The following is a 17,237-nucleotide window of genomic DNA, read 5'->3' on the forward strand; positions in this document are numbered from 1 at the left end:
TCAATCGCGGGCATTCCCTCTGCCAGCCCCACGTTGGCAGGTCGATCTGCTATCGTCCGGTCAACTCTCCGTGTGGCTATCTGGTCAAACCAGCCGGGGATGGTCAGTCTGATCCCGCCGGAGCGGAGACAGACAATGCTCGCCAGAGTTTTTCTTTTTGCGTTTCTCCTAGCAGGGGCCGTTCAGGCCGACCCTGCCAAATGGCGCGTGGAATGGCCGGAAACCAATTTTGCCCAAAGCGCAGTGGCGGATTGGTCCGAGATCCGTTCAGGCGGCCCTCCGAGGGACGGGATTCCCGCAATCGATGCCCCCCGGTTTCTTCCTGCGAGCGCTGAAAACCGGATAGGCGAGAGAGAGCCGGTAATCACGATCGAGCTCAAAGGGGGCAGACCGCGGGCCTATCCGATCCGCTACCTGATCTGGCATGAGATTGTGAATGACGAGGTTTCAGGAATACCTGTGGCGGTCACGTTCTGCCCGTTGTGCAATTCGGCTCTCGTTTTTGATCGCCGCACCCCGAAAGGAACGCTCAGCTTCGGGGTCAGCGGCAAGCTGCGCCATTCCGACATGGTGATGTTCGACCGACAGACCGAAAGCTGGTGGCAGCAGGCAACCGCAACTGCCATCGTCGGAGACCTGACCGGGACAACTCTGGTTGCGCTGCCCGGCTGGATGGAGAGCTGGGCCGACTACCGGGGCCGCAATCCGGACGGTTTGGTGATGGACGAACCCGACTTTAACAGAGCCTATGGTCGCAACCCCTATCGCGGGTATGACAGCGCCCGTCAGCCGTTTCTCTATGACGGCGCTTTGCCACCAAACGGCGTTCCGCCCCTGATGCGCGTTGTGCGCGTGGGCAACCGGGCCTGGACACTGGAACGGCTTCGTGAGGCCGGAACCGTGACCGAGGCCGGTGTTACCATCAACTGGCAACCCGGACAGGCTTCGGCTCTGGATGCCGGCAGGATTGCGCGGGGGCGGGATGTCGGATCAATCCGCGTGCAGGACGGGCAGGGGCGCGACCTGCCGCATGATGTGATGTTCGCCTTTGCCTTCCACGCCTTCTGGCCTGATGGCGTCTGGATGCATTCCGAATGAGCCGCGGCAGTTGCTCAGAGGCACGCAACCGGAACCCACTCATCTGCCAAAAGAAAACGCGCCGCGGACACCCGCAGCGCGTTCAATGTCTGGCTGAGTAAGGTTGCCGGATCAGGCGCCCTGTGTGGCCTTCGGAGCCGCAGCTGCCGCAGCCGGGTTGCCGGCGGGCTTGTTCGAACGGCCGGGGTTCAGCGGATCGTCCTGACGCTGCACCGAGCCTTCAAAATGCGCGCCGCTTTCGATTGCGATGGTCTTATGGATGATATCGCCTTCGACCCGCGCGGTTGCGGTCAGACGCACCTTGAGGCCGCGCACGCGGCCGACGATACGGCCATTGATTACAACGTCATCAGCGGTGACTTCGCCCTTGATGGTTGCGGATTCACCGATGGTCAGCAGATGCGCACGGATATCGCCCTCAACCGTGCCTTCGACCTGAATGTCGCCGCTGGTCTTGAGGTTACCGGTGATGTGCAGGTCCGATGACAGAATCGATGCAGGGGGCTTGGCCTTGGGTGCGCTTGCCTTGAAATCGCTCTGTGCGGGAGCCGCTGCCGGTGTGCTCGCCGGCGTCGGTGCCGGAGTCTGCTCGGGGGATTTCGCGCCAGGCTCGTTGATTTTGCTCTTAGAAAACATTGCGTGCAGCCTTGATGTAGGTCATTGGGTTAACAGGTCGTTTGTTGACGCGGATCTCATAGTGCAGATGCGTGCCGGTCGACCGTCCGGTGCTACCCATATCAGCAATATGATCCCCACGCGAGACCCTTTGGCCGGCCTTCACGCGAATGCGTGAGTTGTGGGCATAGCGGGTCTCGATTCCGAATGCATGCTGGATCACGACAAGGCGTCCAAAGCCCGATTGCCAGCCTGCATGTTTCACCACCCCGTCCGCCGTGGCAAAGATGTCGGTGCCGTGTGGGCCGGCAAAATCCAGCCCGTTATGCATCCGGCGTCCTCCGGTCTTGGGGTCGCGGCGATAGCCATAGCCGCTGGTAAAGCGCACTGCTGCACGGACCGGGCTTGCAAATGGGGCCTGCTGCGCTGCGATGCGGTAAAGATTGAGCGTATCCATCTGATTGAGGATCTGGTTTGTGCGCAGCTCGTCGGCCGAGGGCTCCTCACCGCGCGTGCTCAGGGATAAAGGGGTCAGCGGACCGCCCTGACCGCTATATCCGCGCCGTACCTCTTCGAGGATCCGGTCAGTAGGCATGCCCGCCTGTCGGAACATCTTGTCCAGCGGTTCAACCGAGATCGCCATCGCCTCTTCGAGCTGGCGGAAGATCTGGTCGTTCTTTTCACGCATCAGCTTGATTTCGAGCTCAAGCCCGTCCCGCTGGTTCAGCGCATCCTGAGCATCGGCAAGGATCTGGTCGCGTTCGGCGGCCGTTCGGGCAAGCGCGTCGGTCATGAAACCGGCCGAGGCCAGCAGTTCGGCCGGGGCCACATGAGCCGACCCTTCTTCTTCGGCCTGCAAAGCGGCAAGGGCCGTGCGGGCCGTCTCGCGTTCTTTCATGGTGTCACGCAGGGTGGTCTGGATCACCTCGATACCCGTCTCCAGCTCTCGCCTGCGGGTCTCGCTTTCAAGTAATTCAGATTGCATGACGGAAATCTGAACCAGCGCGGCGTTGAACCGTTCATGTGCGGCAAGGGCTTCTTCTTCACGGGTGTCGCGTTCTATCGAGATCTGGTTCAGACGTTCCTGATAGGTGCGCTGGTCACGCTTGGCCTGTTCGCGGAAATTCCCCGAACCGATGCTGTCCATCAGCAGAATGGCGGTGGCGATGATGGACCATGCGACCGCCAGCGACACGCCGGTAAAGGCAATCAACTGGGTCTCGGGCCGGAGCCGAATGAACCTGGTGTCGGTATCCGACTTCAGAAAGACCCGGCGCTCTGGAAAATGCCGTTCCAGCAGCGCATGAAACTTGATCGCCAGCCGAGTTCGCACGCGTTCCTATCCTCATCCATCCCGTATCCGGTGGCTTGCCGAGTTGGGCTGCACACCTTTTGGGGGCACTGCATATCCCGAGCTTTGAATATGGGCAAGAAACTTTGCCAAGCCGCGCCATTTGACCCCACGTAGCCACCGGAACTGGCAGAAAACCGCCGATATTCAGGTGGTTGCAATGGGCGAAATCATGCTCTGGATGCCGGGTTGCCTTCGGCCAGTGGCCAGTAGAAATCCGGGGGCAGCCCCGCCTCGGCGCGTTTTTCTTCGTTGAATGGCGGTTTCAGCGCGCCGTGGAAGTAGCGCCGCACAAGGGCGTGAAACACTTCTTTGGGGTCAGAGTTCTCGCGGCCGCACAAAAAGTGAAACCACTTAGAACCATAGGCGACGTGCCCGACTTCTTCGGCATAAATGATGTCGAGCGCGGCCACCACATCGTCAAGCCCGGCCTTGCGAAATAACTCGATCATGCCCGGCGTCACGTCCAGCCCGCGCGCCTCCAGCACCATTGGCACCACGGCCAGCCGACCCATGAGATCTTCGGCCGTGTCCTCGGCTGCCCGCCACATGCCGGCATGAGCAGGAAGCGCACCATAGTGACTGCCTAGTGCTTCAAGGCAGTCGCATATCAAGTTGAAATGTTTCGATTCTTCGTCCGCAGCTTTGACCCAGTCATCGAAGAACCCCATCGGCATCGGCACATGAGAGAACCGCGCGATAATGTCCCAATGCAAATCCACCGCGTTCAGTTCGATATGGGCCACCGCGTGCAGCATGGCGAGCCGTCCCGCCTCTGATCCCGGCCGGCGGCGGGGCACATCCCGAGGCGACAGCAGCTCAGGCCTGTCGGGTCGCGCCGGATGCAGCGGCGGGTTGGCCGTGCCGATCGGAATCGCAGGCCGGTCACCGGCGCGTGCAGCAAACCATTCAGCAGCGTATCGGCGCGACAGGGCGGTTTTGGCGCGCCCGTCAGCCGTGGTCAGAACCTCGTTGGCCCGTTCGGCCAGCGAAAGATCGGAACTTGGGTCTTGTTCATGGTCGGTCATGCAGTGCTGCATTCCCAATTCCGGACGCAAAGTCCAGAGGCCACGCGGTCAATCTCGCCGATGGCGAGCCTTTGGCACGCGTTTCCCATGGGGAGTTTCCGATAGGGGAGCCCTCTTTCCTCTGGTTCGCAAGGCGCCTTACCTAGCGTCAATTTGCGCGAATTTCCTTTCTGGTCAAACCCGGAAGCCGCTGTTAAAGGGGCCGCCAATGAATGTGGAACGACCTGTTGCCCCCGGCGCATCTGACAATGGCGCCGACCCCAGCGAAGGCCCGGCCCGTCTGACGCGCGCCGGTAAAACGGATTCGCCTGCTCGTCTGAATATGGATGGCGTGAGCTATACCAAAGGAACCACATTGGTTCTGTCAGATATCTCATTGGATCTGACCGCCCGACGCATCGGTGTCGTTGGGCGCAATGGCTCAGGGAAATCGACGCTTGTTCGCATGTTCTGCGGGCTGATAGAACCGGATGAAGGGCAGGTATCCGTCGACGGTATCGACTGTTTCTCGGACAGAAAGGCGGCGCTGGAAACTGTCGGCATCCTGTTCCAGAATCCGGATCACCAGATCATCTTTCCAACCGTTGGCGAAGAAGTTGCATTCGGCCTGCGCCAGATGGGCCAGGCCAAGGCCGACGCCGCACAGGCCGCGCAGGCGGCGCTTGACCGGTTCGGGCGTGGCGCATGGTTTGACCGGTCCGTGCAGACGCTTTCTCAGGGGCAGCGGCACCTCGTCTGCCTGATTTCCGTTCTTGCGATGCAGCCAAAGGTTATCTTTCTCGATGAACCCTATTCCGGGCTCGACATTCCGACCACTCGCGCCCTGCGCCTGTTGCTGGACGATATCGACGCCACGGTCGTGCATGTAACCCATGATCCTGCCAGCCTGAAAGGCTACGATCAGGTGATCTGGCTGGAGGGTGGCCAGATCGCTGCGCAGGGTGATACCGGGAAGGTGCTGGATCAGTTTCTGGCTCAGATGGACAGGGAAGGGGGCAAGGATGCTTTCGCTGACCTCTCCGGTTAAGACCCGCTATCACCGGTTGCCCGCCGGGGCCAAGCTGCTTGGGCTGTCGCTCGTCACATTCCTGCTGTTCGTGATTGACGCTCCTGTCTTCCCGGTTGCCGTGCTGGTCTTGACCGCAGTGCTTTACCTCGCGCCGGGACCGTCCTTCTGGGCCGAGGGGCTGCGCCTGTTGCGTCCGGTCGTTTTCTTTGTTGCGGTTGTGATGGTCTGGCATCTGATCACCTCGGACATTCTTGACGGTATTCTGATCTGTCTGCGCCTGGTCGCCGCGGTCGCGCTGGCCAACCTTGTGACCATGACAACACGCCTCGAAGACATGCTGGATGTGGTGCGCAGGCTGTTTTCTCCGTTGCGCCGCTTTGGCCTGTCACCGGACATCATCGCCTTTGCCGTGGCGCTGGTGGTGCGGTTTGCCCCAGTGTTGCTCGACAAAGGATCGCAGCTGGCCGAGGCATGGCGGGCGCGCAGTTCCAAGTCCGCGCGTTGGAACATCGTTTTACCGCTCACACTGGTCGTGCTGGACGACGCCGATCACGTGTCCGAGGCGCTGCGCGCTCGGGGCGGGCTTGATACCACTCACTGAGGAGACTGAAACAGATGGAAAGAAACGTGGTGCTGATCGCGCTGTTTGCGGCGCTGATCGCGATTTTGGGGCTGATCCCCAAGATCAACCTGATCTCGGGCGTGCCGATCACCGCGCAGAGCCTTGGCGTGATGCTGTGCGGAACTGTGCTGGGGGCGCGCAGGGGGGCACTGGCCGTGTTGTTGTTTCTGTTGCTTGTGGCGCTGGGTCTGCCGCTGCTCGCCGGTGGACGGGGTGGTCTGGGCCTCTTTGTCTCTCCGTCGGCGGGTTTCCTGATCGGTTTCCCCATTGCCGCCTTTGTGGCCGGGTTCATCGTCGAGAAGCTGAACTCGGTGCCAATCACTGCATCGGCCATTCTCGGTGCCGTGGTGGGTGGCATCATCGCGCTCTACATTCCCGGCACCATTGGTATGGCGATCACGCTCGACAAGTCGCTGGCCGAGGCTTCGGCGCTGGCGTTGCCCTTCCTGCCCGGTGATCTGATCAAGGCCGGGATTGCGGGCATGCTGACCGGTGCACTTGCCAAGGCCCGGCCCGAGGCGGTGCTGTCGCGCGCCTGAGACAGAACGACAAGCAATTGGAGAGGCCCTGCGATCTGTCCCGGGGCCTTATCCTGATTAGCTCTTGCCGATTTGTGGCGCCTCGTTGCGCTCTGTCATCGAGTAATCCCGGTGAACTGCAAAAACCCGCACTGTCTCTGCGCCCCCTTCGACGGCCCGCTCGGCCAGATCGGTTGCTGTAGCAGGATCGGTTGCTTCGCCGAGGGTTACAAAGAAATCTGGTCTGGTGATGCTTTCGTAGGCCCGGCCGCCATGTGCGGTCACCGCATTTCCGTATGAAGCCACGATGTATCGGTTCCCGGTCCCGGCGAGGTTCCCGGAACCTGGCCGTTCAAGGGCCTGCTGCCCCACCCGAATTCGGTAATCTTGGAATATCTCCCTCCTCCCCGCGATCTGACTTTGCTGATGGCTGGAGTCGCGCCGCCATGCATCTATCGCGCCCTCATCCTTCCAGAGTTGATGCGAAAGCAGCGCATCGGGATCGTCCAGCGGGCGGAACCGTTCAAGATATATCAACCCCTTATGCCGTTCGAGGCGGGGCTTGAGAACGTCCACATGGGTAAAATAGTCCGCCAGCTTTCCGGCTTTGGGGACAACATCAAAGAACAGGCAGTGCATCGGCTGACCTCGGCGCGTTGGCAATAGTGTTTACCGGAGTTTAGCCGCGCCAACCGCAGGGGGAAGGCTGCAATTTCCGAAGCCAGCAACAAACCGGACGTTAATCGGCTTCGAGGACCAGAGCCGAGCCAAGACCGCCTGCGGCCGCAATGGCGGCAAGGCCGCGCCCGCCGGTCGCCCGAAGGTCGTGATATAGCCGCACGGCCAGAACTGCGCCCGAGGCGCCGATCGGGTGCCCGCGCGCCAATGCACCACCCTTGCAATTGACGATCTCCGGAGGCAGCCCCGCCTGTTCGATACAGGCAATGGCTTGTGCCGCATAGGCTTCCATGATCTCGACCGCAACCAGATCAGTTGCGGCAAGGGAAGTCCGCTCAAGTGCCAGTTCAATGGCCGCTACCGGGGCGATGCCCGGCATTTCCGGAGGGCCACCGCAAGACGCCCCGCCCAAAATTCGCGCTGACGGCACGCCCAGTCGCGACTTCACCCGGTCAGACACTACAAGGCAGAACGCGGCCCCATCCGCAGCAACCGCGGTGTTGGCGCCGGTGATGCTGCCACTGATAACGGGCGCGCGATCACTAAGCCGTGGGGAAAGCCGTCGGGCAAACGGATCGTAGGCGACGGCGTCTGCACCCATCGGAACGATTTCACCAGCGAGCTCGATCCGCGCGGCAAGTGCCGCAGCGTGGCTGCGGGTCGACCAGTTGTCCTGTCGTTCCCGGTCGATCCCAAGCTGCCGGGCCAGCGCGTCAGCGGCGTCGGCCATGTCCGGGTCGCGATTGGGCCAAGGAGCGAATGGCGGCTGGTCGTATGGTTCCGGGGGGCTGCCATCGGCAGGATTGCGCATCCGCACCGGTCTGCGCGAGTAGCTCTCGGCCCCGCCTGCAAGCACCACGTCGGCCTGACCAGAAACCACCATCGCCTGTGCCAGCAGGATCGCGTCCAGCCCGCCACAGCATTGCCGGTCGATACTCAACCCACCGATCCGATCAGGAAGGTTCGCCCACAAGGTCGCCATACGTGCGGGATTGCCGCCGCCGCCCATGGCATTGCTCAGGATCACCTCGTCGACATTCGCGGGGGCCATCCCCGCATCGTCGAGGCAGGCAAGGAGAACCGGGGCGGCAAGTTCATGCAGGTCCAGCCCGGACAGCGCCCCGCCGCGCGGAACGACTGCGGACCGCCGCGCGGCAATCACATGGGCGGAATGCGCGGTGCGGGAGGTCACGGCGCGTTTCCCACAATTCTTTGCAGATGTTGCAGATCGGTTTTTCCCGAGGGCAGGCGCGGCCAGTCCGTGATCGGCAGCATCTGGCGCGGGGCCATCATCGGGCCGAACGTCCGGCGGCAGGCGGCGGCCAGTTTCTCGAGATCGCTCTCGTCCAGATCTGCGTGCAGACAAGCGACCGGAACCGTTCCCCGTTTTGAATCCGCACGCGGAAGTACTGCCGCCTCGCGAATACCGGGCTGTGCCCGAAGATAAGTTTCGATTTCTTCCGGGAAAAGGTTCTGGTCCGCGACGGTGAACATGCGATCACTGCGCCCGACCAGATGGAGATACCCCTGCGCGTCAAGGTAACCGACGTCGCCCACGGTCAGGTAGCCCTCGTTCCATCGGGTTCGCTCGGCTCGACCCTCGGCATAGCCTTCAAAGAGATAGGGGCTGCGCACCCAGATTTCACCGGCCGTCCCTGGCGGGCAATTGTGGCCGTCCATGTCCCGGATATGCAGTTCGACCCGGGGATAGGCCCGCCCGACAGATCCGGGTGGGGTGTCTTCATCGGCAAGCGTGATGAAGCTGGTTTCACTGGCCCCGTAGAACACCGAGATCTGCGCGTTGGGAAACAGCGCGGCTGACTGAGACCTTGTCCTCTCGTCCAGAAATCCACCGCCAATGGCGACCCGGCGCGTGGCAGTCACAGTGCCGTCCCCGGCAACATCATGAAGCAGGCGCAACTGGGCCGGAGTCGCATAGAGCAATGTCGGAGGTGTCGCGACAAGGGCAGCCCACTGGCGGCGGACAGGAAGGGTGGAAAGCACGTCGAGGCACGCCCCGACATGCAACGCTTCGAGCAGGGCGTACAGCGCCAGAGAATGCCGCAACTCACCCAACACCGCATAGCGGTCAGCCGCGCCCAGTGACCAGCGTGTGGCATTCACATCAAAGCTCTTGGTCCAGCTCTCCAATGTGCGGCGTATGCGCTTGCTGGCACCGGTAGTTCCGGAACTGAAACACTGAAAACACCCCGGCCTGCCTTTCGCAGAGGGCCGGGGTTGCCCAATGCAGAACTCCTGCCCATGCGAAAGACAAGAGAGCAATTCGCGCACCGCCGGGGCGGCCGGGTTGGGTTGAATGAAACGCACCCGGTCATCGGCAGGATCAGAAACCGGGCATTCGGTGCCTGCAACTGGTTGACCATCCACGAACAGGCGCAGCGGGTCCGGTAGCCGGAAGGGCGTATGGCGGTCTGCGGAAGATCCGTGGATATGTTGCGATGCAGGCACGATCGGGCAGCGTCAGCCCAGGGCCTTTGCGGCCTCCAAAACCTCGTCGACATGGCCTTCGACTTTCACTTTACGCCAGACGTGGGCAATCTTGCCGTCGGCGTCGATCAGGAAGGTGGTTCTGTCGATCCCCATGAACTTGCGTCCATACATGTTCTTTTCAATCCAAACGCCAAAGCGTTCACAGACATCGCCGTCCGCATCGGACAAAAGCGGCGTCGTCAGGTTGTGTTTCGCGACGAATTTGTCATGGCTTTTGACAGTGTCTTTCGAGATCCCGTAAACCTGCACGCCCTTGGCGGCAAAGTCTTGCAGAAGCTCGGAAAATCCGATGGATTCTATGGTGCAGCCCGGGGTATCATCACGCGGGTAGAAAAACAGGACGACGGGCGAACCGCGCAGGTCTGACAACGTGACCTCTCCACCGCCATCGCGCGGCAGGGTGAAATCGGGTGCGGTGTTCGTGATGTCGAGCATTTGAATCTCCGGTTGTCGGTTGGAAATGGATGGAGCACACATAGGTCGCAACGTGCAAGTGGAAAGGCTTCGAAGTGTCCGGGGAAGAGGCTGACAAGGTACAGGGCCCCGAAGGCCAGCCGTTTCGGCCCAAGCCGCGTTTTTCGCGAGCGCGCCGGACATCCGTTTGGACATTGCGTCTTCTGATCTTCGTCGGGTCGGTTCTGGTTCTGGGCGCGGTTTTTTCAATAGGCAAGGTCGTCAGCGCTCCGGACTGGTTGCGCGACCGGGTCGAAACCCGGATCCAGCAGAACCTCGGCGGGATGCAGCTCAGGTTCGGTGATCTGCAATTTGTTCTGCTCAAGGGGTTGCGGCCCCGCGTCCTGCTGCAGAATCTTGAGCTGGACGCACCCGACGGACGACCAGTGCTCAGGCTCAGTTCGGCCGAAGCCTCCCTGTCGATGGAGGCGCTTACACAGGGCAAAATCCAGCCTCGTCGCATTCGTCTGACCGAAGCGGTCGCGTTGCTCAGCCGGGCAAAGGATGGGTCGTTGTCGATCGCGCTGGGCGGGGATCCGATGGAACGCGCACCCAGCCTGCCCGAACTGGTCGAGCGGCTGGACGCGGTGTTTCTCTCGCCACAGCTTTCCAGCCTCTATGCCGTTGAAATGGAGGCTTTGACCCTGCGGTTCGAGGATGCCCGTGCCGGTCGAGCCTGGACCTTGGATGGCGGTCGCGTGAACATGCAGCGCGCGGATGAAAACCTGCGGGTGTCCGCCGGGTTCTCGGTGTTGGGCGGGCTGGACGTAGCAGGCGCGGTGGAGGCGAATTATACCAGCCGTCTTGATGGCCCCGCTGCGGAATTCGGGATCAATGTCACGGATATTCCGGCTCAGGATATCGCATCGCAAAGCGTGGCCTTCGGTTGGGTTTCGGCGCTCAGGGCACCGATTTCCGGCGCTTTGCGCGGCAGCGTGGATGGGCAGGGTGGCTTGGGCCCGATTTCAGCCACCTTGCAGATCGGTGCCGGCGCGGTCCGGCCCAACGAGGGCACGCGGCCGATCCCGTTTCGCGAGGCGCGGACCTATCTGACCTTTCGCCCCGATCAGGGGGTTCTGGAGTTTTCCGAGATTTCCGTGGACAGTGGCTGGCTATCGGGCATTGCCGAAGGGCGCGCCTATCTGGGTGGTGTAGAACAGGGACAGCTGACGGATCTGGTTGCCCAGCTCCGGGTCGAGAACCTGCGGGTCAGTCCTCCGGGGGTCTACGAGCAGCCGCTGACGCTTTCGGGCACAACCGATTTCAGCCTGGAACTGGCCCCGTTCCGTTTCCGGCTTGGGCAGATGACGGTCTCGGACGGAACAACCACCGTGCACATGGATGGCGAAGTGCTGGCGCAACCCAATGGCTGGCAGCTGGCGGCGGATCTGGGCATTGACAGCTTGACGCCGGAACACCTCATTACCCTGTGGCCCGAAGCTCTGGCGCCCAAGCCGCGCAAATGGGTGGCAGACAACCTTACCGGAGGCGACCTGCATGGCGTTGATGTGGGATTGCGGCTGGCACCCGGAGAAAAACTGCGGCTGGCGGGCGATTTCTCGTTCGAAGATACCTCGATCCGATACGTCAAGACGATGCCGCCGATCACCGGCGCGACCGGGCAGGTGACGCTGTTCGGAACCCGGTTCGCGGTCAGTCTCAGCGAAGGACAGGTTCAACCGTTTCAAGGCGGGCCCATAGACGTCAAAGGGTCTTCCTTCATCATACCTGATCTGGGAATTCCCAAGGCGGCGCCCGGTGTCGCGCGCCTGCAGGTCGAGGGCGACGTCACCGCAGCGATGGCGATGCTCAACACGCATCCCCTTAAGGTTCTGAAGGACACGCCATTGCCGATTGCCCTTGCTGACGGCCAGGCGCGGGCATCCGGCCTGTTGGCCCTGCCGCTGAAAAAGAAGGTTCCGATCGAAGAGATCAAGTTCCACTTCGATGGCACGCTTGAGAATATGAGCTCTGACGTGTTGGTGCCGGGGCAAGTTCTCAGGGCCGGGCAACTGCGCGTCCGGGGCGATCAGAGCGGGGTCGAGATTTCCGGAAATGGTCAGGTCGGGGATGTCCCCGCAACGGCCACGTGGCGCCAACCGATTGGTCCAGGTGCGCCAAAAGCCAGTCGCGTCGAGGGCGAGGTTGAGCTGTCTCAGGTCCTGGTCGACACATTCGGCATCGGATTGCCGGATGGAACGGTCAACGGTGCGGGGCCGGGGCAGTTCACACTGGATCTGGCACCCAAGTCTCCGCCGGTCGTGAAAGTGTCCTCGACCCTCGAAGGGGTGGGGCTGCGCATGGCGCCGCTAGGCTGGTCAAAACCGGCAAGCACAACCGGACTGTTCGAATTGACTGGAGTTTTGGGTGAACGGGCCGAAGTGCAGCGGCTTGTGCTGCAGGCGTCGGGGCTTTCCCTCACCGGAACGGTGCTGAACCGGGTCGGCGGCGGGCTTGAAAGGGCTGTGCTGAGTTCGGTCCGGCTGGGCGGCTGGCTGGACGCGGCGGTGCAACTGACCGGGCGCGGCGATGCTCCGCCCTCGATCAACGTCCTGAGCGGCCGGGTCGACCTGCGGAAGGCGGATTTCGGAACCTCGGGCGGCAGCAGCAGTCAGGGCCAGAGCGGGCCGCTGCGGGTTTCGCTGCAGAATCTTCAGATCACCGACAGCCTGTCCCTGCGAAATTTCCAGGGCGAGTTCTCGACGGCACGGGGATTGGATGGCCCGTTCAGCGGGCAGGTCAATGGCCAGACCACCGTAACCGGGCGGGTAGTGCCCGAAGCGGGGCGAACGGCAGTTCAGATTCAATCCGAAGACGCCGGTGGCGTATTCAGGTCGGCCGGGATCTTGACACAGGGTCAGGGCGGCAGTTTCAACATGACCCTGCGGCCCGTTGGCGCGGCCAGCTACGACGGTTCCCTTCAGGTGCGCAACGCCCGTATCAAGGATGCGCCGGTGATGGCTGCGCTGCTCAACGCCGTCAGCATTGTCGGGCTGGTGGACGAGATGGCCGGGCAGGGGATCCTGTTCACGTCAGCCGAAAGCACCTTCCGCATTGACCCCGGCAAGTTGTCGATTCTCTCAGGAAGCGCCGTCGGACCGTCCATCGGTCTGTCGATGGATGGCACATACGACACGGTGAAAGACTGGCTGGCGATGCGTGGCGTGATCTCACCGGTCTACATGCTGAATGTCATCGGTAGCGTCCTGACCCGCAAGGGAGAAGGTATGATCGGATTTACCTACACGCTTGCGGGCCCGGCCAGCGATCCCTCGGTGCAGGTCAACCCGCTCTCAGGCCTTGCGCCGGGCATGTTCCGCGAGATCTTCCGGGAGGATGCACCGGAAGCCCCCCAGCCGGGGCAGCCGGTCAAGCAGCGCGAGCCGCGGAAACCGGCGGCAGGCGGAGACCGGTAACGAAACGGTCAGGTGTGGTCATTCTCAACAACGCGATCTATAGGGCGGCCATGAAACTCAGCGATTTCGATTTCGATCTGCCCGACGACCTGATTGCGACCCGCCCGGCGGTGCCGCGGTCTTCGGCGCGGCTCTTGGTTGCCCAAGGCGATGTGATAACGGACAGCACGGTGTCCAGCCTGACCAACTGGCTGCGGCCCGGTGATCGGCTGGTGCTCAACGATACGCGGGTCATTCCGGCGCGCCTGAGCGGCACCCGGCGCCGTATCAGTGCACAGGGCGAGACCGAAGCTCGGATCGAAGTCACCTTACTGGAACCGCGCGCCGACGGCAGCTGGGGCGGGCTGCTGAAACCGCTCAAGAAGGTGAAGCCGGGCGAAGTCATCCGTTTCTCTGCCGACCTTTCGGCCACGCTGGAAGGCGTGCAGGACGGGCAGGGCGCGTTGCGTTTCAACCTGAACGGCGATGATTTTGATGCGGCACTGGCCGAGGCCGGAGCAATGCCCCTGCCGCCCTACATTGCCGCCAAACGCGCCGCAGACGAACAGGACAAGACCGATTACCAGACGGTCTGGGCCCGCCATTCAGGAGCAGTCGCCGCTCCAACCGCATCGCTGCATTTTGACGAACCTTTGCTGGCGGCTTTGCGGGCTTTCGGCGTCGACTTTACCCATGTGACGCTACATGTGGGCGCAGGGACGTTCCTTCCGGTGAAGGTCGAGGACGTGACCACCCACAAGATGCATGCCGAATGGGGTCGGGTCAGCGAACAGGCTGCTGCTGAAATTGCCGCCACAAAATCGGGCGGAGGGCGTGTTATTCCGGTCGGAACCACGGCGTTGCGACTGATCGAAAGCGCAGCCCGCAACGGTCAGATTGCTGCCTGGGAAGGGGAGACCGATATCTTCATCTACCCGGGGTTCCGGTTCAACGTGACTGATGCGTTGATGACCAATTTTCACCTGCCCAAATCGACCCTTCTGATGCTGGTTTCGGCGCTGATGGGGCAGGAGCGGATCCGCAGTGTCTATGCCCACGCCGTGCAGGAGGGATACCGGTTCTTTTCCTATGGCGACGCGTCGCTTCTGATCCCACCGGGTGCCTGACGGGAACGGCCTCTGTTCTTTCTTTGCAGGCGTCGGTTTTGATGCTGCGAAAGACGCTTGTGACAAATCCGACATGCGCTTTGTCGTAGACAAGCGCGCAGCGTCCTTTGTCTGATGACACAGGGAAACCTCGTCCTTTCAGTGCAGCTTTCACCTGCGGGAGATGCCAGCCATGCTTCAAGTTCTATCCAGCGCCTGGGCGCTTTTGTTCGGCATTGGCCTTTTGCTTCTGGGCAACGGGCTTCAGGGAACCCTGCTGGGTGTGAGGGGCGAACTGGAGGGGTTTTCCACTTTTGAAATGTCCTTTGTCATGGCCGCCTATTTCGTCGGCTTTCTTGGCGGGTCTCGTCTTGCCCCCGAGATGATCCGACGTGTCGGGCATGTGCGCGTCTTTGCTGCGCTGGCCTCTTTCATTTCGGCTGTGATGATCCTTTATCCGGTCTTTCCCGACACCATCGCATGGTCGATCGGGCGGGTGATCGTGGGTTTCTGTTTTTCCGGCGTTTACGTGACCGCCGAAAGCTGGCTCAACAACGCGACCGACAATGAAAACCGTGGCAAGGCGCTGTCGCTCTATATGATCGTGCAGATGCTCGGAGTGGTTTCGGCGCAGGCCCTGATGCTGGTTGGCGATCCCTCGGGATATGAAACATTTGTCATCGCATCGGTGCTGGTTTCGATCTCGTTCGGTCCGATCCTTTTGTCGATCAGCCCAACCCCGGCCTTTGACACGGCCAAACCGATGACCCTTCGGCAGCTCATCGAGATTTCGCCACTGGGATGTGTCGGCATGTTCCTGCTCGGAGGGATATTCGCGGCCCAGTTCGGGATGGGGGCGGTCTATGGCGCAACCGTGGGGCTGAGCCTGCCGCAAATCTCGATTTTCGTGGCGACGTTCTACGTTGGCGCGTTGTTGGTGCAATACCCGTTGGGCTGGATGTCGGACCGGATGGATCGCCGGGTGCTGATCCTGCTGGCTTCGGCTGTGGCCGGGGCAGGCGCCGTTTTCGGGATCATGTTCGGCCCAAGCTTTGAGTCCCTTCTGATTGCCGCCTTCCTGATCGGGGGGATGACCAATCCGCTTTATTCGCTGCTGATCGCGCATACCAACGACTATCTTGACCACGACGACATGGCGGCGGCATCGGGCGGGTTGATTTTCATCAACGGCCTCGGCGCAATTCTCGGGCCGGTCATCACTGGCGCACTGATGGACGACGCGGTGGTCGGTCCGGCCGGGTTCTTCGTTATTATCGCGGTTCTGACCCTGATCCTTGCACTATACGCGATCTACAGGATGACACAGCGCCCGGCGATCCCAGTGGAAGACACCGGTATCATGTCGCCGATGGCACCAACCGCGACAACAGTTGCCGTGGAGTTCGTTCAGGAGGCAACCATCGAGGCTGAGCTGGAGGAAATGCAGGCCGAGCAACAGGCGTGATCCGACCCGCAAATGGGGGTGATTTGCGACGTTTCAGGAAACAATTGCGACAAGTGTTCCTGAACTGTTGCAATTTCGCATAACCCGCGAAAAAAACAAGGAGATTCTCGTGGGTGACGTAAGGTTCTGAAATGTAAAGAAAAAACACGTTTTGATTGCGCTAACGCACTGAATTGGTTGGATTTTGTAGGAAAATGTTACTGTAACTTTTTTCGTTTTGGTCTTTAGGATTCTTATATCGCCTGGAGGGTTGTGGAAGCGGAGTATTTCCCATGGTTGGTCCAGAAGAAGTTCTGAGTTTTTGGTTGGATGAAATCGGGCCGGAAGGCTGGTATTTGCAGGACGAGGCGCTGGACGCCGAGATCCGGGATAAATTTCTGGATGCCTGGGAAGACGCGCGGGAAGGCCGCTTCTCGCTTTGGTTGACTTACCCCTCTGGTGCTCTTGCCTACATCATCCTGACCGACCAGTTCCCGCGAAACATGTTCCGTGGCGATGGGCGTGCCTTTTCAACGGATCGGGCAGCGCTGGCTGCGGCCAAGGCCGCCGTCGACAAGCGGTGGGACATGCGGATCGATGAGCCTGCGCGACAGTTCTTCTATCTGCCGATGATGCATTCGGAAAACCTCTGTGATCAGGAACGCTGCGTGCGACTGATGATGGAACGGATGACGCAAGGCGGCGCTTCAAACCTGCTACATGCCCGTGCGCATCGCGAGGTGATCCGAATGTTCGGCCGCTTCCCGTATCGCAATGCGGCGCTGAACAGGTCCACCACGGATGTCGAGGCGGCGTATGTTACCGCCGGTGGCTATGGCCAGACCGTGCGTGAGATGCAAGCCGGCGCCTAAGACCCTTCGGCCTCAGCAGGGCCGCACCCCCGAATTTCCGAGACCCGCCGGGCAAATTCTGCTCCGGTGGTTTCAACTGCGCGGTCCACCATCTGCTCAGGCGCCTGCGCCAGCCCCTGAACCCTTGTCTGCACATCCGCCATACGGCCATTGACAAGGCTCAGCCTTGAATTGAGGCGGTTCAGAGCTTCGGCGCTGATATCGCCGCCCTGCGCTGCCAATTGCGCCAGTTCCTCACGTAACCCCGCAACCTCTGTCCGCATCGCGGCAACCTCGTCGGTCAGGGGCTTCGCGACCTGTAGGTTCTGGGCAAAGGTGGCGGTCAGGTCGTCCAGTGTATCGGCAGCCCTCCACGCCAGAAACAGACAGAGCGCGATCAGGATCAGGGTCGCATTCAACAGGGCGAGAAACAGGTCTTTTAACGTCTTGGCCATTGGTAATCTTTCGCTTCAATGCAAGGTGCGCCAAATGCTGCGCTGGGTCAGATAAACAAGTCCTACAGTCTTTGACGCGGTGCGGGAACACCGGTTTTGAACA

At 61.3% G+C, this 17,237-nt stretch carries 16 protein-coding genes; 8 read left to right on the forward strand and 8 right to left on the reverse strand.

What is annotated here, in order from left to right; genetic code table 11:
* Nucleotides 1–135 precede the first annotated feature (135 nt).
* Nucleotides 136–1,098: a DUF3179 domain-containing protein gene (locus tag ACP15U_RS12370; RefSeq protein WP_425045452.1), complete on the forward strand. Its 963-nt coding sequence runs from the start codon at nucleotides 136–138 to the stop codon at nucleotides 1,096–1,098.
* Between the two features lie 111 nt (nucleotides 1,099–1,209).
* Here the strand turns inward: ACP15U_RS12370 and ACP15U_RS12375 are convergent, their stop codons facing one another.
* From ACP15U_RS12375 to ACP15U_RS12385, 3 genes are all read right to left on the reverse strand, one after another.
* A complete protein-coding gene (locus ACP15U_RS12375) occupies nucleotides 1,210–1,734 on the reverse strand; it encodes a bactofilin family protein (protein WP_425045453.1) in 525 nt (174 codons plus the stop codon).
* A complete protein-coding gene (locus ACP15U_RS12380) occupies nucleotides 1,724–3,046 on the reverse strand; it encodes a DUF5930 domain-containing protein (RefSeq protein WP_425045454.1) in 1,323 nt (440 codons plus the stop codon). Before ACP15U_RS12380 ends, ACP15U_RS12375 begins: the two co-directional genes overlap by 11 nt.
* A gap of 188 nt (nucleotides 3,047–3,234) precedes the next feature.
* Nucleotides 3,235–4,092: a ferritin-like domain-containing protein gene (locus ACP15U_RS12385; RefSeq protein WP_425045455.1), complete on the reverse strand. Its 858-nt coding sequence runs from the start codon at nucleotides 4,090–4,092 to the stop codon at nucleotides 3,235–3,237.
* A 208-nt stretch (nucleotides 4,093–4,300) separates the two neighbouring features.
* Here ACP15U_RS12385 and ACP15U_RS12390 point away from each other — a divergent pair, with 208 nt between their 5' ends.
* The 3 genes from ACP15U_RS12390 to ACP15U_RS12400 are packed head-to-tail and all read left to right on the forward strand — an operon-like array spanning nucleotide 4,301 to nucleotide 6,262.
* Nucleotides 4,301–5,119, forward strand: a complete 819-nt coding sequence (locus tag ACP15U_RS12390; protein ID WP_425045456.1) for an energy-coupling factor ABC transporter ATP-binding protein — start codon at nucleotides 4,301–4,303, stop codon at nucleotides 5,117–5,119.
* Complete coding sequence (locus ACP15U_RS12395; protein WP_425045457.1) at nucleotides 5,094–5,702, forward strand: energy-coupling factor transporter transmembrane component T family protein; 609 nt, start codon at nucleotides 5,094–5,096, stop codon at nucleotides 5,700–5,702. The genes ACP15U_RS12390 and ACP15U_RS12395 overlap by 26 nt, the downstream gene beginning before the upstream one ends.
* Nucleotides 5,703–5,716: 14 nt before the next feature.
* Nucleotides 5,717–6,262, forward strand: a complete 546-nt coding sequence (locus tag ACP15U_RS12400; RefSeq protein ID WP_425045458.1) for a biotin transporter BioY — start codon at nucleotides 5,717–5,719, stop codon at nucleotides 6,260–6,262.
* Between the two features lie 57 nt (nucleotides 6,263–6,319).
* Here the strand turns inward: ACP15U_RS12400 and ACP15U_RS12405 are convergent, their stop codons facing one another.
* The 4 genes from ACP15U_RS12405 to bcp form a co-directional block, all read right to left on the reverse strand.
* Complete coding sequence (locus ACP15U_RS12405; RefSeq protein WP_425045459.1) at nucleotides 6,320–6,880, reverse strand: antibiotic biosynthesis monooxygenase family protein; 561 nt, start codon at nucleotides 6,878–6,880, stop codon at nucleotides 6,320–6,322.
* Nucleotides 6,881–6,980: 100 nt separating this feature from the next.
* On the reverse strand, nucleotides 6,981–8,111 hold the full coding sequence (locus ACP15U_RS12410) for a thiolase family protein (RefSeq protein WP_425045460.1): 1,131 nt from the start codon (nucleotides 8,109–8,111) through the stop codon (nucleotides 6,981–6,983).
* Nucleotides 8,108–9,388 (reverse strand): class I adenylate-forming enzyme family protein, encoded by a 1,281-nt coding sequence (locus ACP15U_RS12415; RefSeq protein WP_425045461.1) that lies wholly within the window; start codon nucleotides 9,386–9,388, stop codon nucleotides 8,108–8,110. Before ACP15U_RS12415 ends, ACP15U_RS12410 begins: the two co-directional genes overlap by 4 nt.
* Nucleotides 9,389–9,400: 12 nt before the next feature.
* A complete protein-coding gene (gene bcp / locus ACP15U_RS12420) occupies nucleotides 9,401–9,865 on the reverse strand; it encodes a thioredoxin-dependent thiol peroxidase (protein WP_425045462.1) in 465 nt (154 codons plus the stop codon).
* 74 nt (nucleotides 9,866–9,939) lie between these two features.
* On the opposite strand from bcp, the gene ACP15U_RS12425 reads away from it, so the two are divergent.
* The 4 genes from ACP15U_RS12425 to ACP15U_RS12440 all read left to right on the forward strand — a co-directional run bounded on the left by ACP15U_RS12425 (nucleotide 9,940) and on the right by ACP15U_RS12440 (nucleotide 16,700).
* Nucleotides 9,940–13,299 (forward strand): DUF3971 domain-containing protein, encoded by a 3,360-nt coding sequence (locus ACP15U_RS12425; protein WP_425045463.1) that lies wholly within the window; start codon nucleotides 9,940–9,942, stop codon nucleotides 13,297–13,299.
* 50 nt (nucleotides 13,300–13,349) lie between these two features.
* A complete protein-coding gene (gene queA / locus ACP15U_RS12430) occupies nucleotides 13,350–14,405 on the forward strand; it encodes a tRNA preQ1(34) S-adenosylmethionine ribosyltransferase-isomerase QueA (RefSeq protein WP_425045464.1) in 1,056 nt (351 codons plus the stop codon).
* 172 nt (nucleotides 14,406–14,577) lie between these two features.
* Nucleotides 14,578–15,849, forward strand: coding sequence for an MFS transporter (locus ACP15U_RS12435; protein WP_425045465.1), 1,272 nt, complete (start codon nucleotides 14,578–14,580; stop codon nucleotides 15,847–15,849).
* 272 nt (nucleotides 15,850–16,121) lie between these two features.
* On the forward strand, nucleotides 16,122–16,700 hold the full coding sequence (locus tag ACP15U_RS12440) for a DUF924 family protein (RefSeq protein WP_425045466.1): 579 nt from the start codon (nucleotides 16,122–16,124) through the stop codon (nucleotides 16,698–16,700).
* Here ACP15U_RS12440 and ACP15U_RS12445 read toward each other — a convergent pair.
* Nucleotides 16,697–17,134 (reverse strand): hypothetical protein, encoded by a 438-nt coding sequence (locus ACP15U_RS12445; protein ID WP_425045467.1) that lies wholly within the window; start codon nucleotides 17,132–17,134, stop codon nucleotides 16,697–16,699. The two genes, ACP15U_RS12440 and ACP15U_RS12445, sit on opposite strands and share 4 nt — an antisense overlap.
* Between the last annotated feature and the right edge of the window lie 103 nt (nucleotides 17,135–17,237).

The sequence above is a fragment of the Primorskyibacter sp. S87 genome, from assembly GCF_049801055.1.
Classification (GTDB): Bacteria; Pseudomonadota; Alphaproteobacteria; order Rhodobacterales; family Rhodobacteraceae; genus JBNAGF01.